The sequence below is a fragment of the Pelovirga sp. genome (genome assembly GCF_059864205.1).
The window spans coordinates 1-24181 of the sequence record NZ_JCBCBS010000067.1 but is presented as its reverse complement, the minus strand read 5'-3'; the positions used below and the strand labels follow the sequence as shown (position 1 = coordinate 24181).

Here is a 24181-nt window from a genome sequence, read left to right as displayed (position 1 = left end):
CAGCATGATTGGCGAGATTATCGCGGTTTGTGTCAGCACCGCTAAAGGTGATCGCAAAACCCCCGTTGACAAGGTTCTGCTGCGCGAGAATCATGGCATTGTCGGCGATGTCCATGCCGGCGACTGGCACCGTCAGGTTAGTTTATTGGCCAAGGAAAGCATCGATAAAATGCGCAAAATGGGGCTGGATGTCGATAATGGCGATTTTGCCGAAAACATCACCACCCGCGGGGTGAATCTGCCTGCTCTGCCTATTGGAACCCGGCTTCAAATTGGCGAGACCCTGCTTGAAGTGACCCAGATCGGCAAGGAGTGCCACACCCGTTGCGCGATTTACTATCAGGCCGGTGACTGTGTCATGCCCAAGGAGGGGATTTTTGCCAGGGTATTACATGGCGGTGAGATTACTCCGGGGTCACAACTGCGGGTATTAAGCGGCAGTTAATATAAGCCGGGAAGCCTTGACTGCTATACTTAAAAGTGTATCAATCTTTGCAAGGAGACCAGAATGCTATCCCCGACATCCCATCTGCAATGCCATCGTTCGCGTTCCAGTTTGGCGACATTGGGGCTGTATCTTGTTCTGCTGCCCCTGCTGGTGGCCCTTGCCGGCTGTTCAACCCACGCAGCCAGAACCCAGGAACTGATGGCCACCGACTACCAGCAGCTCGATAATGATGCCCTGCTGTTACATTTTTATGAGGTAGAAGATCAGATCAGTGTGACGGAACAACGCCGTTCATCTCCGTCCGTCAGTCTCGGTTTCGGTTTGGGCAGCTATGGCGGTCGCAGCTCCGTTGGCGCCGGGGTTGGTGTCAGTACCCCGATCGGGCAACCGGAATCAGGGGCCGATCTGCGCGCCCACCTTAACCGGGTACGCCTGGAGCTGCAGAAGCGCAATATCACCCCGTAAAAAATTTCTGGCTATCAACTTCGCTTGCGGTAAAAAGCAAAAAATTTCACCACCCGTTCGCTTCACTCACTAGAGGCACCGAGCCACAGAGAAGCTCAGGGGTTTTTAAGAATTGCTCAGTGCCTCAGTGGTGAATGCTATTCTGATACTGTTTCATCCCAATCAGCTGCAAACGCCGCAACGACAGCACCCAGGGGCACAGGGTGGGGTTAAATGTTGCCCTGCTGCACGCTGATATTCTCGCCACAGATACTCGCGTCGCACCCCGGAATCGATAATTTCCCAGGCGAAAGCTTCATCCTGTCCACGCTCCCGCGTTAACTCATCCAGCAACGGAAATTTAGCTGCAGCGCAAAGTTGCCGTAAGTTTCCCCCTGTGGCTAATTCCGGCAGCATAGCGGCGATGCGGCGATCGCCGCGCGACAGGAACGCCTGAAGGGTCGCCAGACGCACCGACTCCATCATAAAGCGGGTATTGGGAATTCGACTGAACGCCGACTGCAACATTCGCCCTTTTTTCTTCAGCGATTTTTCCCCCTCCATTCCCGCCCATTGAAAAGGGGTAAAGGGCTTGGGGATAAAGGGGTTAACACTGACCGTCAGGTTGCCCATGTGGCCGCGGGCCTTGCCACTGGCCAGACGAATAGCGACGATCCGTTGCACCAGAGCAATGATAGCTTCGATATCAGTCATCTGTTCAAACGGCAATCCAATCAGAAAATACAGCTTCAGGTGTTTAATTCCACCATCCGTCAGCAATTGCACTGCCGCAAGAATCTGTTCCTCACTCAAGCCCTTATTGATGACATCACGCAGTCGTTGACTGCCGGCTTCCGGTGCTATAGCGACGCTTGCATGACCTGCCTCATTCAGCAGTGCAACGGCCTTTGCATCGATGGCATCAAGACGCAAACTTGATACGGAAATCTCGCCACCACGATCAACTATCCCCTGTTGCAGCGGCAAAACCTGGGAATAATCGGCGATAGCAGCGGCAACCAGCCCGATCCGGTTGCGCTGACATAACCCCTCGTCAACCTGCTGCAGCAGATTATCCAAGCTGCGTTCACGCGGTGGCAGGTAAACAAAACCGGCAGCACAGAAACGACATCCGCGCGAACAACCGCGCGACACCTCAACCAGCGCCATGTGGCCGAACCCGGCAGCTTCAGACTGGACGTAAGTACGACTGGCAGAGCTGTCAAGATCCTGCAAATATTGACGCCTGATGGTTTTGGGGACAGCAGCATTGCGCTGATAAGTAATTCCCTCTGTGGTGTAAAGCGGCTGATAAAACTGCGGAACATAGACACCCGGCAGCTGTGCCAGGGCGAGCAACAGCTCATTGCGCGGTAAAGATGTTTGTTGCATGGCAGTATGTAAGGTATCGAGGAGCAAAGGCAGAATGGGCTCGGCCTCACCAACAGCAATCAGGTCGACAATCTCAGCTATAGGTTCAGGATTGATGAAGGCACAAACGCCGCCAAATAATACCAGGGGATCGGCGGGTTGGCGTTGAGCGGCAAAGAGAGGGATGTTGCCGGCAGCAAAAATGGCCGGCAGATGGAGATAATCATTCTCAAACGAGATGGACAGGGCAATCAAATCAAAGTCCCGTAAAGGACGATCAGACTCAAGAGACAGGGGGGGGGGGAGTTGATTCGCGCCGGATGCCTCCGGCAAAAAAAACCGTTCACACAGACAATCATCGCGCTGATTGATCAGATGATACACCGTCTGAAAACCGAGATTGCCCATCCCCTGCTGATAGCCATTGGGATAAACCAGGGCAATACGGTAACGCCCTTCGTTCCACGAATGATAGCGGGTACCGATTTCGGCAGTGCGGCGCAGTTGATTGGAAGAAAGGGTTTTATTGGCCATGGCAGCAGTTATACACCCAAATGGCGCCGAAGAGAACGTTTCGAGATTTTAAAATAATCAAAAAAAAGGGCCATACAAGATGGCCCTGGACGAGGGAGTCGTCGGGATACAACTACAAGGTACAGAAACGCTGTACATCCGCCGGGCGGAGAACCGGCATGCATCACATCAGCAATTACAAAAAACGTCTGCTCTTGAAGCAGGCGCAACAAAGTTGTCTGCCAGAGGGTTAACCTTTGTAACTATTCAGCTATGCCCTTGCGCAGGGTCGGGGGGCCTGTGACAAGGGTGTTTGTCGCCATGGATGGCGACAACAAGCGGTCATGGATGACGAAAAGCGTCCCTTGACATAGGACCCCCGATCCGTTGCTGAACAGATACTAACCTTTTTGCAAGACAAGCAAAGAAACGAACGTCATCGTCGGTTATAATCCCCCCCTCAATTACCACAGTGGAGACAAGATCCAACCTGAAAAATTTAAATCAATGATCAATCAACCCGACGACGTAGAAAGGTCGGGATATCAAACTGTTCATCATCAACAAACAGATCGCGATTCTGGCTCGGCAGTTCGCGGCTGCGGCGGCCATAGAGTTCATTCTGTTGATTACGGATGTGAGTCGGCACATCTAGATCGCGCTTGTGTCTAACCACTGGCGGCACATAAGGTGCACGCTGCACATCAACAGTCTCAGTGTCTTTGCCCTTCACTTCGAACTGCTCTCCAAAACCGGTAGCGATGGCCGTAATCTTGATTTTTTCACCCAGACTCTCATCAATCACCAGACCAACGATGATGTTGGCGTCCTCATGAACTTTTTCATGGATGATGGTTGATGCCTCTTCAAACTCTTCCATAGTCATACTCGATGAGCCGGAAATATTTACCAGAACACCCATGGCTCCGGAAATATCAACCTCTTCAAGCAGTGGACTACTGATGGCACTGTAGGCAGCCTCTGCGGCACGGCGTTCACCCTCAGCGATGCCGATTCCCATCATCGCCATACCGCGGTTACTCATAACGGTTCGCACGTCAGCAAAGTCGACGTTGATCATCCCCTCGGTGGTAATCAGGTCGGAAATCCCTTGTACTGCCTGGCGCAAGACATCATCGGCCGGCTTGAACGCATCGAGAATGCTCATATTTTTTCCGGCCAGACCGAGCAGCCGATCGTTTGGTACCACGACCAGCGAATCGACAACCTCGCGTAAAGCAGCAATGCCGGCATCTGCTCTAGTCATGCGCTGCTTGCCCTCACGAGTGAAGGGCCTGGTAACCACACCAACGGTCAGGGCTCCCGCTTCCTTTGCTGCCCTGGCAATGATAGGTGCAGCCCCGGTCCCGGTACCACCCCCCATGCCGGCGGCAATAAAAATCATATCCGCACCGGTAAAGAGTTCGACCAGACGCTTGATATCTTCCTCAGCAGCCTGACGCCCAATTTCCGGATTGGCTCCGGCTCCAAGACCCTTGGTCAGGTTACCACCGAGCTGAATTTTCATCGTTGCTTCGCTGCGCCGCAAAGCCTGGGCATCGGTATTGGCAACCAGAAAATCAACGCCTTCAACATGGTTGCGAATCATCGTGTTAACTGCATTACCTCCGCCACCACCGACGCCGATCACCTTGATTTTGGCTGCCTGATCCAGACTTTCCTCGAACTGAAACATGACTCCCTCTTGAATAGGCATAACTGCCTCCCTGTCGTTGCGCTCCCGCTCACTCCGCGATCACAGAAGCTGGTTATCTAATTTTGCCTAACTTAGCAAACTATAGTCTTTTTTACAAATAACTTATATATAATTACTTATCAGAAAAAGTCGCTGAACATATCTTTCAAACGTTTCGACACCCGTTCAAACATGTTGTCTTCCCCAACCTTGAATTTCTGTGCCTGACTGTTCATGCTGCCGTACTTCACCAACCCTACCCCTGACGCGTAAATAGGCGAATTAACGACGTCAGCAAGACCACCAATATCCACCGGCGTCCCTCGCCGCACCGGTAGATTAAAAATCTGTTCGGCCAGCTCCGGCATGCCGGGTAAAATGGCGGTGCCACCGGTAATAACAACACCAGAGGCAATCAGCTCGTCGTAACCACTCTTGATGATCTCCCGGTTGATCAGAGAAAACATTTCCTCAACCCGGGGCTCGAGAATTTCGGCCAGCAATTGCCGCGACAAAATCCGCGGCTCACGTCCACCTACCGAAGGCACCTCGATGGTTTCATCCTTACCGACCATGGAGGTCAGACAGCAACCGTAAGCTTGTTTTATTTTTTCCGCCTCGGCCATGGGGGTGCGCAAACCAACGGCAATATCGTTGGTCAGATGATCACCACCAATCGACAGCACTGAAGTGTGTTTGATGGCACCATCGGAATAAATCGCGATGTCGGCAGTGCCTCCGCCAATATCTACCAGCGCTACCCCTAGCTCTTTTTCATCCGCTGACAGGACCGCCTCACTGCTGGCCAGCTGTTCCAGGACGATATCGGCAACATCAACACCGGCACGATTACAGCTTTTGATAATGTTCTGGGCGCTGGCCACGGCTCCGGTAACAATGTGCACTTTGGCTTCAAGGCGCACGCCACTCATGCCTAACGGCTCACGAATACCATCCTGATCGTCGATAATGAATTCCTGCGGCAGGATATGCAGCACCTCCCGATCCATCGGAATCGCAATGGCCTTGGCAGCATCGATGACACGCTGCAGGTCATCACTGGTCACCTCCCGGTTTTTAATAGCGATGACCCCCTGCGAGTTCATACCGCGAATATGGCCTCCGGCAATTCCGGTAAAAACCGATTTAATTTCACACCCGGCCATCAATTCTGCTTCACGAATCGCTTTGCGGATAGCAGCAACGGTGGATTCAATATTGATCACAACCCCTTTGCGCATTCCCCGCGATGGACTGGTACCAATCCCCACCACTTCCAGACCATCCTCTGCCATGTGACCGACAATACAGCAGATTTTTGTTGTTCCAATATCCAGGCCAACGATCAAATTATCACTCTTTTTACTCATGACACCCCCTTGGTATCAGCTTTTTGCCGCTCTATCCGGCTGTTCAATGCGCACTATGACTTTTTCATCTACGTTTAAATCGATATAATCGAGCATCTTCATTTTTGGTTTCAGTAACGCATAGATGCGTTCCAGGCGATCCAGTTTTTCGTTGTAGTTGTTACTCCCCAATCGGATCCTCACCCCGTCCTCCAAAGTATAAACAGACAAACCGCCACCGGCCTCCCTGTGCACTTCCGAGATCTTATCCAGTCCGAACTGTGAACGCGATCCAAGTTCCCTAACCAGAGCCACCACCTCCAGCAACTGCAAACGATCTTTCTGCCGGCCCGATTCAAGTTGCGCTGCATCAAAACCGGTAATCACCGGATAATCGAGACTGTCACCGCCATCAAGCAGCTTGAATACAACACCATGAGTATCCAGATAATAGAGGTACCCCAGATTGACAATCGCAACCGGCTGGCGTTCCACGATGCGGATACTGACCTGGCGCGGGAAAATTCGCTGAATGCGCGCATCCTTGACCCAGGGGTTTTCTGCAATCTTGCGCCCGATCAAATCCAGATCCAGGCTGAACGTTGACATTCCCGGCTGCACATCAGAAAGGGCCACCAGGGTCTGCTCACACAAACGCTGATTTCCTTCAACACGAATCGTATCAATACGAAACTGGTCTGAGGCCAGGAGCAATTGCACCAGAAAAAAACCACCAGCGACAACTAACACAACACTGAAAACACCAACCCCAACACGCAAACAGCGGCGCAGAAGATAACGCAGATTCAGCGGCTTTTTCTTCTTTTTGCGGCGGTTGTTACGCACCTTTTTGCCGGCGTTTTGTCTCTTCATGTCGTGCATGGCTGTCCTACTTCACAAGATCCGCATCAAGCAAAATCATCTCAACCAGCTCTTCAAAAGCGATACCGGCGGCGGCGGCGGCCTTGGGTAACAGGCTGGTTGCTGTCATCCCCGGAATCGTATTCACTTCGATGCAATAAAAACATCCATTCGCCATCATAAAATCGACTCGCGCCGCGCCACGACAGCCCAGCGCCCGACAGGCGCGCAGCGCAGCATCCTGAATTTGTCCGGTCACCTCTGATGATAGCGGAGCAGGCACCAGATAACGGGTCGTGGTGCTTGCGTATTTGGCCTGATAGTCATAAAACCCTCCTTGCGGCACAATCTGGATGATCGGCAGCACCTGCTCATTCACCACCGATACCGTCAGCTCCGCACCATCGATATAGTCCTCTACCAGCAGGGAGCCATGGAGTTGGGCGGCAGCATCCAGACCCGCTTCTAATTCTTGCTTGTTGCGCGCAATGCTGATCCCGACGGTCGATCCCTCCCGTGAGGGTTTGACCACCACCGGCAACCGCAGGCAGCGCCTGAGCAGATCATCGGGCGTTTCTCCCGGCTTGACATAATCGAATCCGGGAGTTTGTATCCCGTGATAAACAAGCAGTTGCTTGGTAACGATCTTATCCATAGCCATACTGGATGCCAGAACCCCGCTACCGCTGTAGGGGATCTGCATCACCTCGAGCAGGCCCTGTACGGTACCGTCTTCCCCGCCCTGACCGTGCAGGGCGACAAAGGCAACTTCAATCCCGGCATCATACAGTTGCTGCGGCAAATGGTGATCAGGGTCGATCAGTTGCGCCTGATAGCCACGCGCCGACAGCGCAGCCAACGCTGCCTGGCCGGTACGCAAGGAAACGTCACGTTCGACCGACCAGCCACCGGCTAACACCCCGATCTTCTTTTTCTGCATCTTTTCAGTAGTCCAACGTTTCATCATTTGGCCTCGGCGGCACGCAAATGATCCGCCACTAGATCACAGACCTGGTTGACATTGCCGGCGCCCAGGGAAATCACCATGTCACCGGGTTGCGCCAGTTCGACAACCCTCTTGGCAGCCCGATCAAGGGTTTCACAATAATCAACCGCCTTGTGGCCATGATCGACAATTCCAGCCACCAGCGCCTGACTGCTCGCCCCTTCACGCGGCTGCTCACCAGCGGCATAAACAGCGGTGACCAGCAATACATCGGCATCATAAAATGCCGTCAGAAAATCAGCGAACAAGGCCTCAGTACGGCTATATCGATGGGGCTGAAACACCGCGATCACACGTTTGCCCCAGCCATTTTTTGCCGCTGCCAGGGTAGCCTTGATCTCGGCTGGATGATGACCATAATCATCGATAATCATGATGTTGGAGATGTTGTGACGTATCTCAAAACGCCGCTGCAAACCACCAAAATGACGAAAGCCACCGGCCATAGCGCTGAAAGGTATTTCCAGTTCGTGGGCTACCGCCACCACCGCCAGGGCGTTCAGCACATTGTGACGACCGGGCATGGCAAAAGAGATCTGGCCCAGTTCCTGCCCCTGATAAAAGGCGACAAAGCTCGTCCGCCCCTGACGATGCTTGATATCCTGGGCATAAAAATCGGCCTGACTGTTGAACCCATAGGTTGAAAAGCGCTTCTTCACCTCGGGCAAAATAGCCTGGATGTTACGATCCTCCAGACACAGAATAGCGCGCCCGTAAAAGGGCACCTTATTGATAAAATCAACAAATATCTGCTTGATTTCGTCAATTCCGGAATAATAATCGAGATGATCAAGATCAATATTGGTCACCACAGCGATGGTCGGTGTCAGCAGCATGAAGGAACCATCCGACTCATCAGCTTCGGCAACCAGGAACTTGCCGCGCCCCAGCTTCGCATTGGAGCCAAAAGCATCAAGCTTGCCGCCGATAACCGCTGTCGGATCAATGCCGGCATGATGCAATACCACGGAGGTCATACTGGTGGTGGTTGTCTTACCATGGGTACCGGCAATGGCAATGCCGTACTTCATCCGCATCAACTCCGCCAGCATTTCAGCCCGCGGAATGACGGCGATATGGCGGCGATGCGCCTCGACTACTTCCGGGTTGTCCGCTTTAACTGCCGTTGAGGTCACCACCACATCGACCTCGATCAGATTCTCGGCACGATGACCGATAACAATTTCCCCGCCCAGGGTTGCCAGGCGGCGCGTTGTATCAGTATCGCGCAGATCCGATCCCGACACCCGGTACCCGAGGTTCAGCAGCAGTTCAGCAATACCGCTCATGCCAATGCCACCAATCCCGACAAAATGAATCTTGCGGATTCGTCCGTACATCAGTGCACCTCCGCTGGCGATAAAAGGGCTACAAGACTGCGGCATTCGGCCAGAATCTTGGCAGCAGCATCGGGACGGGCCAGAGAACGCCCGCGCATGGCCATGAGTTGCAACTGTTCGCGATCAGCAAGCAGAATACGCAGCTCGGTGGCCAATCGCAGCGCGGTCAGATCATGCTGCTGCAGCACCACCGCCGCTCCAGCCTGCTCCAGGGCTTGAGCATTGGCATTCTGGTGGTCGCCGGCGGCGTGGGGGAAAGGGATCAGGATCGCCGGGCGCCCACAAACCGTCAACTCCGCCAAGGTTGTCGCACCGGCACGACAGATAACCAGCGCTGATTGAGCATAGGCAGTTGCCATATCATCAATAAAAGGAACAATCGTCGCTGACGGGTAATTAACGGCGGCGTAGGCTTTACTTACCATGACAAAATCATCGTCACCGGTCTGGTGAAGAATCTGCGGTGGCTGCGACCAACGCAGCAACTCGGGCAGACAGGTGACCAGCGCTTCATTGATGGCGCGCGCACCGCGACTGCCACCAAAGACCAGTACCTGTCCCGGCACTGGTAGTTCTTCTGCTATTTCAGCAAATCCCTGACGTAAGGGATTACCGGTCAATGTTGTCTTGTCGCGCGGAAAGCACCCCAAAGTATCGGCATAGGAGACACAGATCCGCGCGGCACCCCTGACCAATAACTTGTTGCTTAAACCCGGAATCGCATTCTGTTCATGGATCAGATAGGGAATATGCAGAATTTTTGCTGCCAGTAACACCGGTACCGACGCATAGCCACCAAAACCCACCACCAGATCGGGCCTGAATCTGCGCAGTATCCTCTGAGCCTGAATCAGACTGCGGGTTAATTTGGGTAGCAGTTCCAGCTTACCGCGCAAACCACGACCAACCACCCCCACCATGTCAACCAACTCTAGTGGTAACTGTAATTGTGGCAACATGCGGTACTCGATGCCACGCCTGGTTCCGACAAACAGAATCTGCGCCCCCGGCACCTCTTTCAGCACCAGTTGCCCCAATGCCACTGCCGGGAAAAGATGCCCGCCGGTGCCGCCACCGGCCAACAGCACTCTCATGACGGCCTCTGCTGACGACCGGAGATGTTCAGCAGGATCCCCACCGCCAATAGATTGGTGACCAGGCTGGTGCCGCCGTAGGAAATAAACGGTAAGGTCAAGCCTTTAGTCGGTAATAAACCCATACATACTGCCATATTGACAAAAGCCCCGAGACCTATCAGTAGGCTTAATCCAAAAGCCAGATTTCTGCCAAAAGGTTCCTGACATTGCAAGGCAATACGGATACCACTGAGCACCAGCAATAAAAACAGGGCGGCAACCACCAGGACACCGATCATCCCTAATTCTTCCCCGATCACCGAAAAGATAAAATCGGTATGCGCCTCAGGCAGATAAAACAACTTTTGCTGCCCCACGCCGAGCCCTTCTCCGGCTATCCCACCTTTACCAAAGGCGACCAGGCTCTGAATAATCTGAAAGCCGCTGTCGTACGGATCGGTCCATGGATCAAGAAACGCCATGATCCGCCGCCGCCGATAGTCGGAGGTCATCACCAGGTAATAGAGCACCGGCAACGACATGAGAATCGTCGGCAGAATATACAACCAACGGACGCCGGCAACGATGAGCATCACCAGCGCCACCCCGGCAACGATCATCGCACTACCCAGATCAGGCTGTTGAAGCAATAAAAACAGCAACACCCCGAGAACGATCATGTAAGGCAGATAGCCTTTGGTCAGGGATCTGACCTTTTCCTTTTTGCGCGTCAGGGAATGGGCAAGGTAGAGCACCAGGGTCAGTTTGACCAACTCTGCCGGCTGCAAGGTCACACCCGGCAAACGTAGCCAGCGCGCTGCGCCACCGACCTTGACACCGATACCGGGAACCAGCAGCAGGGCGAGCAGCCCAATACTGACGAGCAGACTGATAACCGCCAGCTTACGCCAGTTTTCATAGTTGAAACAGGTCGCCAGACACAGCACGACGAAGCCGACCAGAGTATAGACCGCCTGACGTTTAAGAAAATAAAAACCGTCCCCGAATCGTTCAGTCGCCATGATTGCTGACGACGAATAAACCATGACAACGCCGATACAGGTCAGCGCCACGGTCATCAGCAACATGCTCGTATCAATATGGCGCTGCAGAGTCATCGGCTCACTCCTGTAACAGGGAGAGCCTGAACCAGCTCGGCAAAAACAGCACCACGCTGTTCATAGTTGGCAAACATATCGAAACTCGAACAGGCTGGCGACAACAACACAGTGCCACCGCTAGTGGTTAATCGACGAGCGGTGGCAACAGCCTCGGACATACTGTCGACATGGTAAATATTGCAACAGCCCGCCAGGTCAGTACTCATTTTCTGCTGCGCCTCACCGATCAGAATCAGCTGCTTGACCTTTTCTTCAAGCAATGGGCGCAAAGGTGAATAATCCCCTCCCTTGTCTTTACCACCGGCAATCAGGGTCACCGGATAATCAAGCCCGGCCAGACTTTTAAGGACACTGCCAACATTGGTGCCTTTGGAATCGTTGTACCATTCTACTCCTGCCAGGGTGCGGACCAACTGCATTCGATGGGGTAATCCGGTGAAGTTGCAAATCGCCGGCCAGGCCAGCGTACCGGGACAACCGTACAGCAACGCCGCAGTCAAAGCCGCCATGGCATTTTCGATATTATGCTCGCCGGAGAGTCGCAACGCTGTCAGGTCAAAATCCTGCTCCATACCCTGCCAGCTCCAACGCAACTGCCGGCCATGGCGAACCATACCGGCAACCTGCTTGCCGGCAGCAGAAAACCACACCTTGGTCGCCTGAATATCACTACAGAGCTCGGCAACTGCAGGATCATCGGCATTCAAGACAGCCAGATCAGTTGCCGTCATATTGACAAAGATATTGCGCTTGGCAGCATAGTAGCTGTGCAAATCAGGATAACGATCGAGATGATCAGCGCTTAAGTTGAGTAACAGGGCAATGTGAGGGTGAAAGCTGTTGATCGCTTCGAGTTGAAACGACGAAAGCTCAACCACCGCCACCTCATACCGGTGCAGGGCAGCATCAACAAAGGGCGTACCCAAATTACCACCGACAAAAGCGTCTTTGCCCCAGACCCGCATCACCTCCCCGATCAAACTGGTGGTGGTCGATTTGCCATTGGTGCCGGTCACGGCGATGATTGGTGCGATAATCTCACGAGCAGCAATCTCTACCTCTCCCCATACCGGCACCCCGCGTTTTTTCGCTTGCTGCAGCGCCACATTGGTCAACGGCACGCCGGGGCTGACAGCAATCAGATCGGCGTTGTTAAAAAGATCGGGATCATGCCCACCCAGATCATAATGAACCGTCACTCCGGTTAACGCCGGCAGGCCACCCAACTGTTCGAGGGTCCGTTGATCGGAGAGTACGACATCGGCACCACGAGCGACAAAAAAGCGCACCAGTGCCTGACCACTCAGGCCGGCGCCGACGACAATCACTCGCTGTTGCTGATAGTTTGTTTTCATCGTAATTTCAGTGTTGATAAGGCAATCAATGCCAGAATAATACTGATAATCCAGAAGCGCACAATGATCTTGGGCTCCGGCCAGCCTTTCAGTTCAAAATGATGATGGATCGGTGCCATGCGGAAGACACGTCGGCCCCAGTAACGAAACGACACCACCTGAACGATGACCGAAAGCGCTTCAATGACAAAAATCCCGCCGACAATCACCAGCACAAATTCGTTTTTGGTGATGACCGCGATGGTTCCCAGAGCTCCCCCCAGAGACAAACTGCCAACGTCCCCCATAAACACCTGTGCGGGGTAGGTGTTGAACCACAGAAAACCCAACCCTGCTCCGACCATGGCACCGCACAGAACCGACAATTCGCCAGCGCCTGGAATGCTGGTAATCTGTAGGTACCCGGCAAGATTAACGTGACCGGCGACATAAGCCAGCAGTAGAAACGTGCTGGCGGCAATAATCATCGGACCAATGGCCAACCCGTCGAGACCATCGGTCAGATTGACAGCATTGCTGGCACCAACCATCACCAGCATGGCAAAGGGGATGTAAAAAACCCCCAGATCAGGACTGATGTTCTTGAAAAACGGCACACTCAAGTGGGTTTCCACCATTCCGCTGAAGTAGAGCAACAACGCCGCCACTGCCGCGATCAGCAGCTGCCAGAACATCTTTTGCCGTGCCGAAATACCGTCACTGTTTTTGCGCACCACCTTCAGATAATCATCAACAAAACCGATGGCGCCGTAACCGCCTGTTACCAGCAGACAGACCCAGATATACAGGTTAGTCAGATCGGCCCATAACAGCGTTGGCAGAATGATGGCGACCAGGATCAGGGCGCCACCCATTGTCGGTGTCCCCTCCTTGACAAAATGTGACTCCGGGCCAACTTTGCGGATTGATTGCCCGACCTGCATGCGCTGCAAGGTAGCAATAAGCCAGGGACCGAGCATAAAAGAGATCATTAACGCGGTAATAGTTGCGTAAATGGTCCTGAAGGTGATGTAACGGAACACATAGAGGGCTGAGAATTCCGTATGCAATGGATAAAGCAGGTGATAAAGCATCTGTCAACCCTTCCGCTGCGCGGAATCCGGCACCGCTGATTTAAGTTCCTGCACCAGACGATCGAGCTGCACACCACGTGACCCCTTGACCAGCAACCGGTCACCAATACGGTGGCAAATTTTCATCAGCTCGATAGCAGCGTCTACATGGGCAACCTTATGGATCTGCGTTTTGCTCATTCCTCCCTTAACGGCTCCCGCCTCCAGCTGCTCGCCATGCTGGCCGACTGCAATCAGCACATCGGCAACCTGCGCTACTCGTTCCCCCAGAGCCTGATGCAACACCTGAGCATCCTCTCCCAGTTCGAGCATATCACCGAGGATGGCGACTTTTCTGCCCTGCCCTTTAAGGGCGCTTAGCGCATCAAGCGCCGAACGAGCAGACAGGGGGTTTGAATTATAGCTATCGTCGAGCAGAAAGCCTCCGCCTGCCAGAGGGAAGAGATTCATCCGCCCCTGGACCGGAACGAACTCTTCCAGTCCACGCACAATGTGGTCTAACGTAACATCAAGCTCAAGAGCGGCGGCTGCTGCGGCAAGGGCATTATGCACGTTATGAACCCCCGGCACCGGCAACCGGACCGTACTGCGCTGTTCCATCGTCAACAGATCAAAACGGATGGAACCTGGCTCAACAACGATCTTTTCGCCACGAACATCAGCCGAGGGGTTCAGTCCGTAGGTTTTCTTTTTTACCCCATTTGCAACCGGCAGCCGGGCAACACGTTCATCATCGAGGTTAATGATTGCTGTTCCCCCTTTAAGGCCGGCATAAAGCTCTCCTTTAGCGCGCGAAACCCCATCAAGACCGTGCAGGGTTTCGAGGTGCGCTTCACCGACATTGGTGATCACTCCGATGGTCGGTTGGGCGATCTCGGTCAGTCGCTCAATCTCACCTAAAGCGCTGGTGCCCATTTCAACTACCGCCCACTGATGACTTTTTTCTATCCGCAACAGGGTCAGCGGCACGCCAATCAGATTATTGAAATTGCCGAAGGTTTTCAGCCCGGGGGCGACCTGCGTCAGAATGCCGGCAAGCATCTCTTTGGTGGTTGTCTTGCCCGCTGATCCGGTAATCGCAATTAAGGGTCCCTGCAGCTGAAAACGATGGGCAGCAGCAATGTCACCCAGAGCACGCAAAGTATCAGCTACGCGTACCACCGGCACAGTCAAGCCCTCCACTACATCTTCACTCAAGCAGGCCGCGGCGCCATTTTTGACCGCCTGGCTGAGGTAGTCATGGCCATCAAAACTCCCTCCCCGCAACGGAATAAACAAGGCTCCCGGCACCATGTTACGGCTATCGGTTGACACCCCGGTCAGGTCACAGTTCACCTTACGACCACAGAATTCCCCACCGACAATACGCACGATCCGTTCAAGATCAAACATGGCTTCCGCCTCCGCAGTTGCATGCCGCACCGGCTTGGCCGAACGCCCGTTGCAATTCTTCGCGGTCATCAAAATGAATCCTGGTTGTACCGAGAATCTGATAATCCTCATGCCCCTTGCCGGCAACCAGCAGCAGATCACCTTTGCCGGCTAAACGTGCGGCACAGTTGATTGCCGAGCGCCGCTCCGGAATCACGATGAAGCCATTGCTGGCGCTATTAAGCGCGGACGGGTCCAACTCGCAGCTGCCCGCTGCCAAGGCTCCGGCACGTATTTGTTGCAGAATGGCAAGAGGATCTTCGGTGCGCGGATTGTCAGAAGTGAAAATGGCCAGATCTGAATATTTAACTGCCGCTGCCGCCATCAACGGGCGTTTTCCCGGATCCCTGTCGCCACCACAACCAACGACTGTATAAAGGCGCCGATGCTCCAGGCCGGAAAGGGTTTTTAACACCTGCTCCAGCGCATCTCCGGTATGAGCGTAATCAACCAGCGCCAGCACGCCGCCATCGTTGTCAACACGCTCGAGCCGCCCGGGAACCTGGGGTGCAGCACTAATTCCAGCGGTGATTTGTTCATTGCTGATATGCAACTGCTGAGCAATAGCCACCGCAGCCAGCAAATTACTTAAATTAAAATCACCGATCATCGGGCTGTCGATCTGCACATCCCCGCGGCTGCCGCTAAAAACCCCATGAATCCCATCGCGACCGACCACAACCTGCCGCGGATAGAGGTTACAAGTGGGCTGTTGACCAAAGGTTAAAGCAGCAGGAATATCGGCAATCAGGCGCTGTCCATAGGGATCATCAGCATTGATTAACGCAACCCCGGCGCCAAGCAGATCAGTAAACAATCTGCTTTTGCTGGCAAAATAGTCCTCCAACCCGGCATGGTAGTCGAGATGATCCCGGGTCAGGTTGGAAAAAACCGCCACATCAAAAACAAGACCATCAACGCGGTGCTGTTCCAGGGCATGGGATGAAACCTCCATTATCAAAGCATCGGCACCGCGACGACGAAACTCCGCCAGCATCCACATCAATTCTATGGACTCCGGCGTTGTGTGGGTTGCCTCATAGCTGCATGTGCCAGCCAGACGATAAGCAATCGTTCCAAAGACTGCCGGATTATAGCCGGCAGTCCTGAGAATGGCTTCGACCAGATAGGTGGTCGTGGTTTTGCCGTTGGTTCCAGTGACACCAATCACCGGTATCCCCTTGCCGGGATAGCCATAGTAGTGCGCTGCAGCTTGCGCCATGGCGCGGCGAACATTAGCGACCTGAATAAAACAGCAATCAGTAGTCGGCGCCACTCCGACAAAAGAGCTGGCGACAACAGCACCAGCACCGGCGGCAATGGCCTGGGAAATATAGTTGCGCCCGTCGGTTTTGCTGCCCGGCAACGCGAAAAAAACAGCACCTTCGCCGACCTGTCGTGAATCATAGACCAGGGCCGAGATCGACCCCGCCGTCGACCCCTCAACCGCAATCGGATGGATAGCACCTATCAATTCACTCAACTGCATCAATGCATCCTCCGCAGGATTAACATCAGGCACCAAAACGCACCCAGGCTTTCTTGCCGTAAGGAATCAATTCACCGGCACGTGGATATTGCTCCACAGCTCGGCCACTGCCGGTCAATTTCAGATTCAGTCCCTGCTGTTCCATGGCCTGCAACACCTGGCGATAACTCATGCCCCTAAAATTTGGCATCACCAGACCGTCATCCGCATTTGCAGAAGACAGCAAAGGAGCCAGATCAGGCAGCGGCTTGTCATATACCGAAGCAACAGGCAGGGTGGCGACCTGGCTATGCGGCAGAATATTCAAATGATTTAGTGCCTGTACCGCCACCCGCGAAAAAACCGGAGCTGCAACCTGACCGCCGTAGACCATACCTTTGGGCTCATCGACAGTCACGGCAATCACCAGGGCCGGGCTTTCTGCCGGCACAAAACCAATAAAAGAAGCAATCCGCTTATCGATAGAATAACCTCCGGTTACCGCATCAACCTTCTGGGCGGTTCCGGTTTTTCCGGCTACCCGAAAACCAGGAACGGCCCCTCTGACCCCGGTACCACCAGGTTCGGTAACGGCAACCATCATCCGGCGCACCTGCGCTGCGGTCTTTTCTGAAATAACCCGATGACGTACTTCCGGTAAGCGCCGCTGTATTACCTGATGGTCAGCATCGGTAATAGTTTCTACCAGATAGGGTTCCATCAGTAGGCCACCGTTGGCGATAACGCCCATCGCCGCAGCCATCTGAATCGGCGTGACACTGATTCCCTGACCAAAAGAAATCGCCGCGAGGTCAATTTCGAACCAGCGCGATGAGGGGCGGATCAGCCCTGTAACCTCACCAGGAAAATCGACACCGGTTCTGGAGCCAAAACCAAAGGACTGCAGATAGCGGTAATAACGATCACGCTCAAGCTCTTTGCCGAGCTTGACAAAGCCGATATTACTGCTGAATTTCAGCATCTCCTCAAGGGTCAGATGGCCGAACTTGCGAGAATCACGAACAACACTGCCACCAACGGAATAACGACCCTGCTCGCAGTAAACAGTCTGTTCGGGGGTCATCAGCCCCTCTTCAAGAACGCCGGCGAGCAAAAAAGGCTTGAAGGTTGAGCCGGGCTCATAGACATCGCAAATGGCGCGGTTACGGCGCTGATCAGCGGCATAGCGGCCAGGCAGATTAGGATTAAAATAGGGCCAACTGGCCAACGCCAGGATCCGCCCACTGGCTGGTTCAAGCATGATCAGGGTGCCACCGATGGCGTCACTTTCACGTACCACCCGCGCCAGTTCCCTTTCCGCGATATACTGCAATGCACGATCCAGGGTAAGCTGCAGATTATGACCGCTTGCTCCCCCCTGGATTGGTGCTTCGGCGCTTGCCAGGCCGCGGCCGCGAGCATCCTTGGTCGATATCAGCAGCTCCGGTTCCCCCTGCAACCAACGATCGTATTCCAGTTCGATACCCTCTAGTCCGCGTGGATCAAGACCGGTAAAACCGACGACATGGGCACCAATCGCCGATTGTGGGTAATAGCGCTTGCGTTCGCTGACAAACGCCAAACCGGGAATTTTGAGCTGACGCACGGCATCGGCGACTTCTGGATCCATCATCCGCTGGAGCCAGACAAAACGCCGGCCATCAGCGGAGAGAGTTCTGACTAATTCGGATTGGGGAATTTTCAACAGTGACGCGAGTTTTTTCGCCGTGGCAGCCGGATCCTGAATCATCACCGGATCAGCGTAGAGGGAATCGACTTCAAGACTGAGGGCCAGAGGACTACCGTTACGATCAACAATGGTACCCCGGCGTGGGGCAAGTTTGATAACATGATGACGTTGCTGGTCCGCCCGAGCCTGTAACTCCGGAGCTTCAGCCACCTGCAACTGATAAGCACGCACAGCAATAACACAAAAAGCCAGAATGAACAGCACTCCAAAAATCCGGATGCGAATCTGTCCTGCCTCATGCGTCATCGTCGGCATTACTCCACGCGCACGATCTGGCCGGGAACTGGGTCACGCAGCCCCAGTTCACTCCTTGCCAATATTTCAATGCGCTCATCTCGCGATAAAAATGCAACCTCCAAAGAAAGTTCATTAACCTGCTGGGTTTGTACGCGCAAATCGCGCTCGAGCCGGGAAACCTCATACTCAAGACTGATGGCATGAATCCGGGTCCAGACAAACAACAAAGATAACAGCGACATCAGTACAATCACTACCAGCATAGGGCTTAAACGTGGACGGGTCAGAGCAAACCCACTAATTTTGATTTGTGTCTGAGAAATTGCTTGTGACATGACTAATCCCCTTGCTGAAGCCGTTGAACAGCACGCAAAATAGCGCTGCGCGAACGTTGGTTTATTTCAATTTCAGCAGCTGCTGCCTTGATCCCTTTGCGCGTCAGCAGAACGACGTCGGGCTGATGCCGGCACTGACATACCGGTAACCGCGGCGGGCAGATGCACCCCTGTGCCCGTGCACGAAACAGCTGCTTGACTATCCTGTCCTCCAGGGAATGAAAACTGATCACTACCAATCGGCCGCCCGGCTTAAGCAGATCAATTGCGGCATTAACCCCGCGCCTGACTTGACCAAGTTCGTCGTTGACATAAATCCGTAACGCCTGAAACACTCTGGTCGCTGGATGGATACGATCGGGACGGTGGCCACCGGGAACTGTGTCACGCACCAGTTCTGCCAATTGGGTAGTGGTGGTAATCGGTTCCTGTTGACGCCGAGCAACAATCCTGGCGGCAATCCGACGGCTGTAACGCTCTTCACCAAAGTCAAAGAACAGTTGGCGCAATGCCGCTTCCTCGAGTTGATTGACAACCTCGGCAGCGGTCATCCCGGCCTGTGGATTCATGCGCATATCCAGTGGGGCCTCATATCTGAACGAAAAGCCCCGTTCGGGTGTGTCGAGCTGATGAGAAGACACCCCCAAATCAAGGATTATCCCATCGAGGCCGGCGATCCCTAGCTGCTTTAGCAGCTCGGCAGCCTGGTCAAATTCAGCGTGGTGCAGGCTGACACGCTCACCGTAGGGTGCTAACACCTGTGCCGCGTTAGTTAGCGCGGCGGGATCGCGGTCAACGCCGATCAAACGACTGTCCGGTGCTTTGTCAAGAATCAATTGGGCATGTCCGGCACCACCCAGAGTGCCATCAAGAAAGACGCCACCTGGTTGTGGGTTAAGCCAATGAATAACCTCTTTTGGCAACACTGGTAGATGCGAATAAGAAGCGGCAAGCATCAGAAACCCAGGTCCGCCTGCCCCTGCGCATCGTCGCTCAGCAGCGCTTCCGACTCGGCGACGATCAGAGCATGGGCCTGCTGGCTCCAGATCTCAATTTTCTCGAACATGCCGATAACCACAGCCTCTTTATCGAGAGCGGCATGCTCACGCAATGCCTGGGGAATCTGAATGCGCCCCTGAGCGTTAAACTGACATTCGCGCGCCGGAGCGATCCGATTACGCAGATTTGCTTCACGCATCGGCCCCGGTGCCATGGCGAGAACCTTGGCACAGATCTCATCCCAGCGTTTGCGCGGATAGGCGACCAGACCATTTTTGTAACGTGTCACTACCAGGCCATCAGTGTCATAATCCTGACGCAGCTCATCACGAAACGGAGCCGGAACACTGACCCGTCCTTTGAGATCGATACTGACATTAAATTCGCCGGAGAATCTCACATGACACCTCTTGACACTTTTTGACACCAAGTTTGGAAAATATAGCGGTGGGCCCTGTAAGAGTCAAGGGAAAATCTGTAGACGGCTGTCTGGAGAGAAAAAGAAAAGTATTGCTAAGACAAGGACTTGGATTAACCCTGCAATGAAGGCCCGGGACACAAGGAGAAATGGCTAATTTCTATGAACTATTGGAGCATCAAGAGGGTTCCTGTGGGGGAGGCGCAAGAAGGATTTCAATCTCTTCTATTCTTCTTTCTTCCATCCGCTTGACGCGAAAGCGGATCGGCCCCTCATCAAAGACATCCCCTTCGGCGGGAATTTTACCGCTGAGCTGAAAAATATGACCGGCCAGCGTAGTAACCTGTTCTTCGGGGAGTTCGAGACCCAGACGCTTGTTGACTTCACGCAGGGGCATGGCCGCGTCGATCAGATAATGACCAGTCCCCAACTCTTTAAACTCGACTTCGGCAATGTCATATTCATCGTTGATATCACCCACGACCTCTTCAACCACATCCTCGAGGGTAACGATGCCTTCCATACCACCATACTCATCGACAACGATGGCTAAGTGTTCGCGCATTTTCAAAAAATTCTGCAACAGCACACCGATCCGTTTTGATTCAGGAACATAGTAAGGCTTGCGGCTGGCGCTCTCAAAAGAGAAATCTGCCGGGCGCTGGATATAGGCCAGGACGTTTTTTGAATGCAGCACCCCAACGATATTGTCGAGATTCTCGCGATACACGGGAAAGCGGGAATGGCGCGCCTGCCGTACCATATCAAGAACCTCTTCAAAGGATGCCGTCACATCAATACCAACCACCTCGGTGCGCGGAATCATGACATCGCGCACCCGGGTTGCGGATAACTCAAAAATTCCGTGCAGCATCCGCCGCTGCTCGGCGGCAACAACCCCCGACTCTTCACCGGCCTCGATCAATGCCTTGATGCCATCCTCTGACACATGGAGCCCTTCAGCCTGATGCTTGCGCAAAAAACTGGTTAGCACCCTGGACAGACCCGCGACCACACGAATAACCGGTGTCATCACAAACAAAAAACCCCGCATCGGCCGCAACACAATCAGAGAAAATCGCTCCGGGTACTGTGCCGCCAGGGTTTTTGGACAGACCTCAGCAAAAATCAGCAGAATCGGCGTCAGGATCAGGATGGTCAACCATTCCCCCTGTTCACCAAAGAGCCCGACAAACAACCCGGCAGCAATAACCGACGAAGCAATATTCACCAGGTTATTGCCAACCAGCACACCGCTCAAGGTGCGATCAGGGTTATCGACGAGCTCAGCCAATTTGTCGGCTCCCGGATGCTGCTTTTGCTGCAGCAACCGCAGACGTAAGCGATCGAGGGAGGTAAAGGCGGTTTCGGAACCGGAAAAGAAACCGGAAAGCAGCAACAGAAAAAATAGCGCCAAAATGCGCCAGGATGTTTCATCCATTGAAAGGTATCCTCAGTTTTTGCATTGTATCGTTACCCTGTTCTTTACAACAGCAGAAACTCTTGCATTAGTTCAATTGAATCCGCATGATATGGATGAAATAACAACATCCGGGGACTATTTACAAGGATAAAATCATGACATCCGCTGTTACCGACCAGATTCGCGAACACCATCAGCAACTGTGTGAACAACTGCACTTTCACAATTACCGCTACCACACTCTAGATGCTCCGAAAATCAGTGATGCCGAATACGACCAGCTGATGCAACGGCTGCTGCAACTGGAAAGAGAATACCCGGCACTTATTACCCCGACATCACCATCTCAGCGTGTCGGTAGTGCCCCCTTGGACAAATTTGCTCCGGCCATTCACGGCGAACCCATGTTATCGCTGGAAAATGCCTTTAACCGTGACGATCTGATCGCTTTTGATGCGCGGATTAAACGCTTTTTAGCCACCTCGGCAGACATCGAATACCTGTGTGAACCAAAACTGGATGGGGTGGCTGTCGCTCTGACCTACGAAAACGGCGTATTGGTCCGGGCCGCAACCCGAGGCGACGGCACGACCGGCGAAGACATCACGCAGAATGTCCGCACCATCAGAAGCGTTCCCTTGCAACTGCAGAATGATTTTCCTGAACTGGTCGAGGTGCGGGGTGAAATCTATATCGATCTTGCTGACTTTCGCCAGCTCAATCAGCAGCGCCGTGACGCCGGCAAAGCACCCTTTGCTAACCCCCGCAATCTGGCTGCCGGCAGCCTGCGCCAACTTGACCCGCGCCTGACTGCGACACGACCGTTAAAAATCAGTTGCTACGGCATCGGCAAGCTCGTCGGCCAACCTCCATCAACTCAACAACAGCTGCTGGATGATCTGACACGCTGGGGACTGCAGGTCCTTCTCACAGAAACCCGCCGTGCCGCAAATATCAGCGCAGTGATCAATTGCTACCAGCAATTGCAGGAACGCCGTGAACTGCTTGTGTATGAAATCGACGGCATGGTGGTCAAAGTCAATCACCGCGACCTGCAAGCGGAACTCGGCATAAAAAGTCGTACCCCACGCTGGGCCATCGCCTGCAAGTTCCCCCCCCGCCAGGCCGAGACCGTCCTTGAATCAGTGCGGCTACAGGTTGGTCGTACCGGCGCAGTCACCCCCGTTGCCAATCTTATCCCGGTCAATGTCGGTGGCGTTAACGTTTCCAGTGCCAGCCTGCACAACTGGGACGAAATTGAGCGCCTCGATGTCCATATTGGCGATGCGGTTATTGTTGAACGGGCCGGGGATGTTATTCCGGCGGTCGTGCGGGTGATCAAAGAAAAACGCACAGGTACTGAGCAGATTATTCCACGACCAACCCATTGCCCGGCCTGCAATTCCCCCCTGGTTCAGGAAGATGACGAAGTGGTACCACGCTGTCAGGGCATCGATTGTCCGGCGCGACTGAAAGAATCGCTCAAGCACTTCTGCTCGCGTGGCGGCATGGATATCCAGGGAATGGGGGATCGCTATGTTGACCAGCTGCTGCAGCTGCAACCGGTCACCAGCATTGCCGACCTGTATCGCCTGAAAAAAGAAGATCTTTTTCAGTTTGAACGCATGGGGGACAAGCTCGCTGACAATCTGCTGGCAGCAATTGAGAATAGCAAGAACCGGCCTTTAACCAATCTGATCCACGCTCTGGGCATTCGCCATGTCGGCAGCCACACGGCACGTCTGTTGGCGCAACAGTTCGGCAGCCTCGACAAGCTCGCCGGCGCTGACTACGACACCCTGATCGCTATCCACGAAATCGGCCCCCAGGTTGCCGGCAGCATTGTCAACTTTTTTGCCGCCGAAAAAAACCGTGCCTTGCTCGCTGATTTAACTGAACTGGGCATCGCTCCACCCGCCGAAAATTGCCAACCGACCGGAAAACTCCTGGAAGGAAAAACCATCGTCCTTACCGGCAGTCTGGAACGTTTCACTCGCAAAGAAGGGGAAGACCTGGTTATGCAACAGGGGGGGCGCGCCAGCGGCTCGGTCAGCATCAAGACCGACTACGTCATTGCCGGACCCGGTGCCGGAAGCAAGCTGGACAAGGCCAGGAGTTTAGGGGTCACCGTCCTGACCGAGGATGAATTTCTTGAGCTGATAACAGCGGGAGAAAACCCATGACCATTGTCAGCGCAAAGGTACGGATCAGCGGGCGGGTGCAGGGGGTCTGGTTTCGTCAGAGCACCAGGGAAAAAGCTGCCGAACTGGGCGTCACCGGTTGGTGTCGTAACTGTCCCGACGGCAGCGTCGAAGCGGTTTTTCAAGGGGAAAAGCAAGCTGTTCAGAGGGTCATTGACTGGTGCCGTGAGGGGCCGAAGATGGCGCGGGTTGACCATGTCGATATTGAATGGCTTGCTTCTGGTGGTGAATTGAACACCTTTGAGGTTCGTGCATAAATCGCTGAG

The 24181-nt window shown here is 53.8% G+C and carries 21 protein-coding genes; 4 read left to right on the top strand and 17 right to left on the bottom strand.

The window, feature by feature from the left end; all coding sequences use genetic code 11:
* Positions 1-4: 4 nt before the first annotated feature.
* Complete coding sequence (locus AC6F7T_RS03885) at positions 5-445, top strand: MOSC domain-containing protein (RefSeq protein WP_500716670.1); 441 nt, start codon at positions 5-7, stop codon at positions 443-445.
* A 63-nt stretch (positions 446-508) separates the two neighbouring features.
* Positions 509-913, top strand: a complete 405-nt coding sequence (locus tag AC6F7T_RS03880) for a hypothetical protein (RefSeq protein WP_500716669.1) — start codon at positions 509-511, stop codon at positions 911-913.
* A gap of 162 nt (positions 914-1075) precedes the next feature.
* Here AC6F7T_RS03880 and AC6F7T_RS03875 read toward each other — a convergent pair whose 3' ends face one another.
* The 17 genes from AC6F7T_RS03875 to AC6F7T_RS03795 all read right to left on the bottom strand — a co-directional run bounded on the left by AC6F7T_RS03875 (position 1076) and on the right by AC6F7T_RS03795 (position 21732).
* Positions 1076-2797 carry a radical SAM protein gene (locus AC6F7T_RS03875; RefSeq protein WP_500716668.1) on the bottom strand — a complete coding sequence of 574 codons (1722 nt, stop codon included), beginning with the start codon at positions 2795-2797 and terminating at the stop codon, positions 1076-1078.
* Between the two features lie 490 nt (positions 2798-3287).
* Positions 3288-4472, bottom strand: a complete 1185-nt coding sequence (ftsZ, locus tag AC6F7T_RS03870) for a cell division protein FtsZ (RefSeq protein ID WP_500716681.1) — start codon at positions 4470-4472, stop codon at positions 3288-3290.
* Between the two features lie 140 nt (positions 4473-4612).
* A complete protein-coding gene (gene ftsA / locus AC6F7T_RS03865) occupies positions 4613-5842 on the bottom strand; it encodes a cell division protein FtsA (protein ID WP_500716667.1) in 1230 nt (409 codons plus the stop codon).
* Positions 5843-5857: 15 nt separating this feature from the next.
* Entirely contained in the window at positions 5858-6694 is an 837-nt protein-coding gene (locus tag AC6F7T_RS03860; protein WP_500716666.1) for a cell division protein FtsQ/DivIB, read from the bottom strand.
* A 16-nt stretch (positions 6695-6710) separates the two neighbouring features.
* The gene (locus AC6F7T_RS03855) at positions 6711-7649 is read right to left on the bottom strand and encodes a D-alanine--D-alanine ligase (protein ID WP_500716665.1); all 939 of its coding nucleotides are present in this window, start codon (positions 7647-7649) and stop codon (positions 6711-6713) included.
* Positions 7646-9028, bottom strand: coding sequence for a UDP-N-acetylmuramate--L-alanine ligase (gene murC / locus AC6F7T_RS03850; protein WP_500716664.1), 1383 nt, complete (start codon positions 9026-9028; stop codon positions 7646-7648). Before murC ends, AC6F7T_RS03855 begins: the two co-directional genes overlap by 4 nt.
* Positions 9028-10122, bottom strand: a complete 1095-nt coding sequence (murG, locus tag AC6F7T_RS03845) for an undecaprenyldiphospho-muramoylpentapeptide beta-N-acetylglucosaminyltransferase (protein WP_500716663.1) — start codon at positions 10120-10122, stop codon at positions 9028-9030. Before murG ends, murC begins: the two co-directional genes overlap by 1 nt.
* On the bottom strand, positions 10119-11222 hold the full coding sequence (gene ftsW, locus AC6F7T_RS03840) for a putative lipid II flippase FtsW (RefSeq protein WP_500716662.1): 1104 nt from the start codon (positions 11220-11222) through the stop codon (positions 10119-10121). The genes murG and ftsW overlap by 4 nt, the downstream gene beginning before the upstream one ends.
* The gene (gene murD, locus AC6F7T_RS03835) at positions 11219-12580 is read right to left on the bottom strand and encodes a UDP-N-acetylmuramoyl-L-alanine--D-glutamate ligase (RefSeq protein ID WP_500716661.1); all 1362 of its coding nucleotides are present in this window, start codon (positions 12578-12580) and stop codon (positions 11219-11221) included. The genes ftsW and murD overlap by 4 nt, the downstream gene beginning before the upstream one ends.
* The gene (gene mraY / locus AC6F7T_RS03830; RefSeq protein WP_500716660.1) at positions 12577-13653 is read right to left on the bottom strand and encodes a phospho-N-acetylmuramoyl-pentapeptide-transferase; all 1077 of its coding nucleotides are present in this window, start codon (positions 13651-13653) and stop codon (positions 12577-12579) included. Before mraY ends, murD begins: the two co-directional genes overlap by 4 nt.
* 3 nt (positions 13654-13656) lie before the next feature.
* Positions 13657-15114: a UDP-N-acetylmuramoyl-tripeptide--D-alanyl-D-alanine ligase gene (locus tag AC6F7T_RS03825; RefSeq protein WP_500716659.1), complete on the bottom strand. Its 1458-nt coding sequence runs from the start codon at positions 15112-15114 to the stop codon at positions 13657-13659.
* Complete coding sequence (locus AC6F7T_RS03820; RefSeq protein WP_500716658.1) at positions 15038-16573, bottom strand: UDP-N-acetylmuramoyl-L-alanyl-D-glutamate--2,6-diaminopimelate ligase; 1536 nt, start codon at positions 16571-16573, stop codon at positions 15038-15040. The genes AC6F7T_RS03825 and AC6F7T_RS03820 overlap by 77 nt, the downstream gene beginning before the upstream one ends.
* A 25-nt stretch (positions 16574-16598) precedes the next feature.
* Positions 16599-18548, bottom strand: coding sequence for a penicillin-binding transpeptidase domain-containing protein (locus AC6F7T_RS03815; RefSeq protein WP_500716657.1), 1950 nt, complete (start codon positions 18546-18548; stop codon positions 16599-16601).
* An 8-nt stretch (positions 18549-18556) separates the two neighbouring features.
* Complete coding sequence (gene ftsL / locus AC6F7T_RS03810; RefSeq protein ID WP_500716656.1) at positions 18557-18874, bottom strand: cell division protein FtsL; 318 nt, start codon at positions 18872-18874, stop codon at positions 18557-18559.
* 2 nt (positions 18875-18876) lie between these two features.
* Positions 18877-19830, bottom strand: coding sequence for a 16S rRNA (cytosine(1402)-N(4))-methyltransferase RsmH (gene rsmH / locus AC6F7T_RS03805; protein ID WP_500716655.1), 954 nt, complete (start codon positions 19828-19830; stop codon positions 18877-18879).
* A complete protein-coding gene (locus AC6F7T_RS03800; RefSeq protein ID WP_500716654.1) occupies positions 19830-20273 on the bottom strand; it encodes an MraZ-related protein in 444 nt (147 codons plus the stop codon). The genes rsmH and AC6F7T_RS03800 overlap by 1 nt, the downstream gene beginning before the upstream one ends.
* Before the next feature lie 196 nt (positions 20274-20469).
* A complete protein-coding gene (locus AC6F7T_RS03795; protein ID WP_500716653.1) occupies positions 20470-21732 on the bottom strand; it encodes a CNNM domain-containing protein in 1263 nt (420 codons plus the stop codon).
* Between the two features lie 137 nt (positions 21733-21869).
* Here AC6F7T_RS03795 and ligA point away from each other — a divergent pair, with 137 nt between their 5' ends.
* Positions 21870-23897: an NAD-dependent DNA ligase LigA gene (gene ligA / locus AC6F7T_RS03790; RefSeq protein WP_500716652.1), complete on the top strand. Its 2028-nt coding sequence runs from the start codon at positions 21870-21872 to the stop codon at positions 23895-23897.
* On the top strand, positions 23894-24172 hold the full coding sequence (locus AC6F7T_RS03785; RefSeq protein ID WP_500716651.1) for an acylphosphatase: 279 nt from the start codon (positions 23894-23896) through the stop codon (positions 24170-24172). The genes ligA and AC6F7T_RS03785 overlap by 4 nt, the downstream gene beginning before the upstream one ends.
* Positions 24173-24181 lie beyond the last annotated feature (9 nt).

Excerpts from the sequence above, each read along its gene's own strand:
- AC6F7T_RS03885 (WP_500716670.1), top strand. The coding sequence starts at position 5 with ATGATTGGCGAGATTATCGCGGTTTGTGTCAGCACCGCTAAAGGTGAT.
- AC6F7T_RS03880 (WP_500716669.1), top strand. The coding sequence starts at position 509 with ATGCTATCCCCGACATCCCATCTGCAATGCCATCGTTCGCGTTCCAGT.
- AC6F7T_RS03875 (WP_500716668.1), bottom strand. The coding sequence starts at position 2,797 with ATGGCCAATAAAACCCTTTCTTCCAATCAACTGCGCCGCACTGCCGAA.
- ftsZ (WP_500716681.1), bottom strand. The coding sequence starts at position 4,472 with ATGTTTCAGTTCGAGGAAAGTCTGGATCAGGCAGCCAAAATCAAGGTG.
- ftsA (WP_500716667.1), bottom strand. The coding sequence starts at position 5,842 with ATGAGTAAAAAGAGTGATAATTTGATCGTTGGCCTGGATATTGGAACA.
- AC6F7T_RS03860 (WP_500716666.1), bottom strand. The coding sequence starts at position 6,694 with ATGAAGAGACAAAACGCCGGCAAAAAGGTGCGTAACAACCGCCGCAAA.
- AC6F7T_RS03855 (WP_500716665.1), bottom strand. The coding sequence starts at position 7,649 with ATGATGAAACGTTGGACTACTGAAAAGATGCAGAAAAAGAAGATCGGG.
- murC (WP_500716664.1), bottom strand. The coding sequence starts at position 9,028 with ATGTACGGACGAATCCGCAAGATTCATTTTGTCGGGATTGGTGGCATT.
- murG (WP_500716663.1), bottom strand. The coding sequence starts at position 10,122 with ATGAGAGTGCTGTTGGCCGGTGGCGGCACCGGCGGGCATCTTTTCCCG.
- ftsW (WP_500716662.1), bottom strand. The coding sequence starts at position 11,222 with ATGACTCTGCAGCGCCATATTGATACGAGCATGTTGCTGATGACCGTG.
- murD (WP_500716661.1), bottom strand. The coding sequence starts at position 12,580 with ATGAAAACAAACTATCAGCAACAGCGAGTGATTGTCGTCGGCGCCGGC.
- mraY (WP_500716660.1), bottom strand. The coding sequence starts at position 13,653 with ATGCTTTATCACCTGCTTTATCCATTGCATACGGAATTCTCAGCCCTC.
- AC6F7T_RS03825 (WP_500716659.1), bottom strand. The coding sequence starts at position 15,114 with ATGACCGCGAAGAATTGCAACGGGCGTTCGGCCAAGCCGGTGCGGCAT.
- AC6F7T_RS03820 (WP_500716658.1), bottom strand. The coding sequence starts at position 16,573 with ATGCAGTTGAGTGAATTGATAGGTGCTATCCATCCGATTGCGGTTGAG.
- AC6F7T_RS03815 (WP_500716657.1), bottom strand. The coding sequence starts at position 18,548 with ATGACGCATGAGGCAGGACAGATTCGCATCCGGATTTTTGGAGTGCTG.
- ftsL (WP_500716656.1), bottom strand. The coding sequence starts at position 18,874 with ATGTCACAAGCAATTTCTCAGACACAAATCAAAATTAGTGGGTTTGCT.
- rsmH (WP_500716655.1), bottom strand. The coding sequence starts at position 19,830 with ATGCTTGCCGCTTCTTATTCGCATCTACCAGTGTTGCCAAAAGAGGTT.
- AC6F7T_RS03795 (WP_500716653.1), bottom strand. The coding sequence starts at position 21,732 with ATGGATGAAACATCCTGGCGCATTTTGGCGCTATTTTTTCTGTTGCTG.
- ligA (WP_500716652.1), top strand. The coding sequence starts at position 21,870 with ATGACATCCGCTGTTACCGACCAGATTCGCGAACACCATCAGCAACTG.
- AC6F7T_RS03785 (WP_500716651.1), top strand. The coding sequence starts at position 23,894 with ATGACCATTGTCAGCGCAAAGGTACGGATCAGCGGGCGGGTGCAGGGG.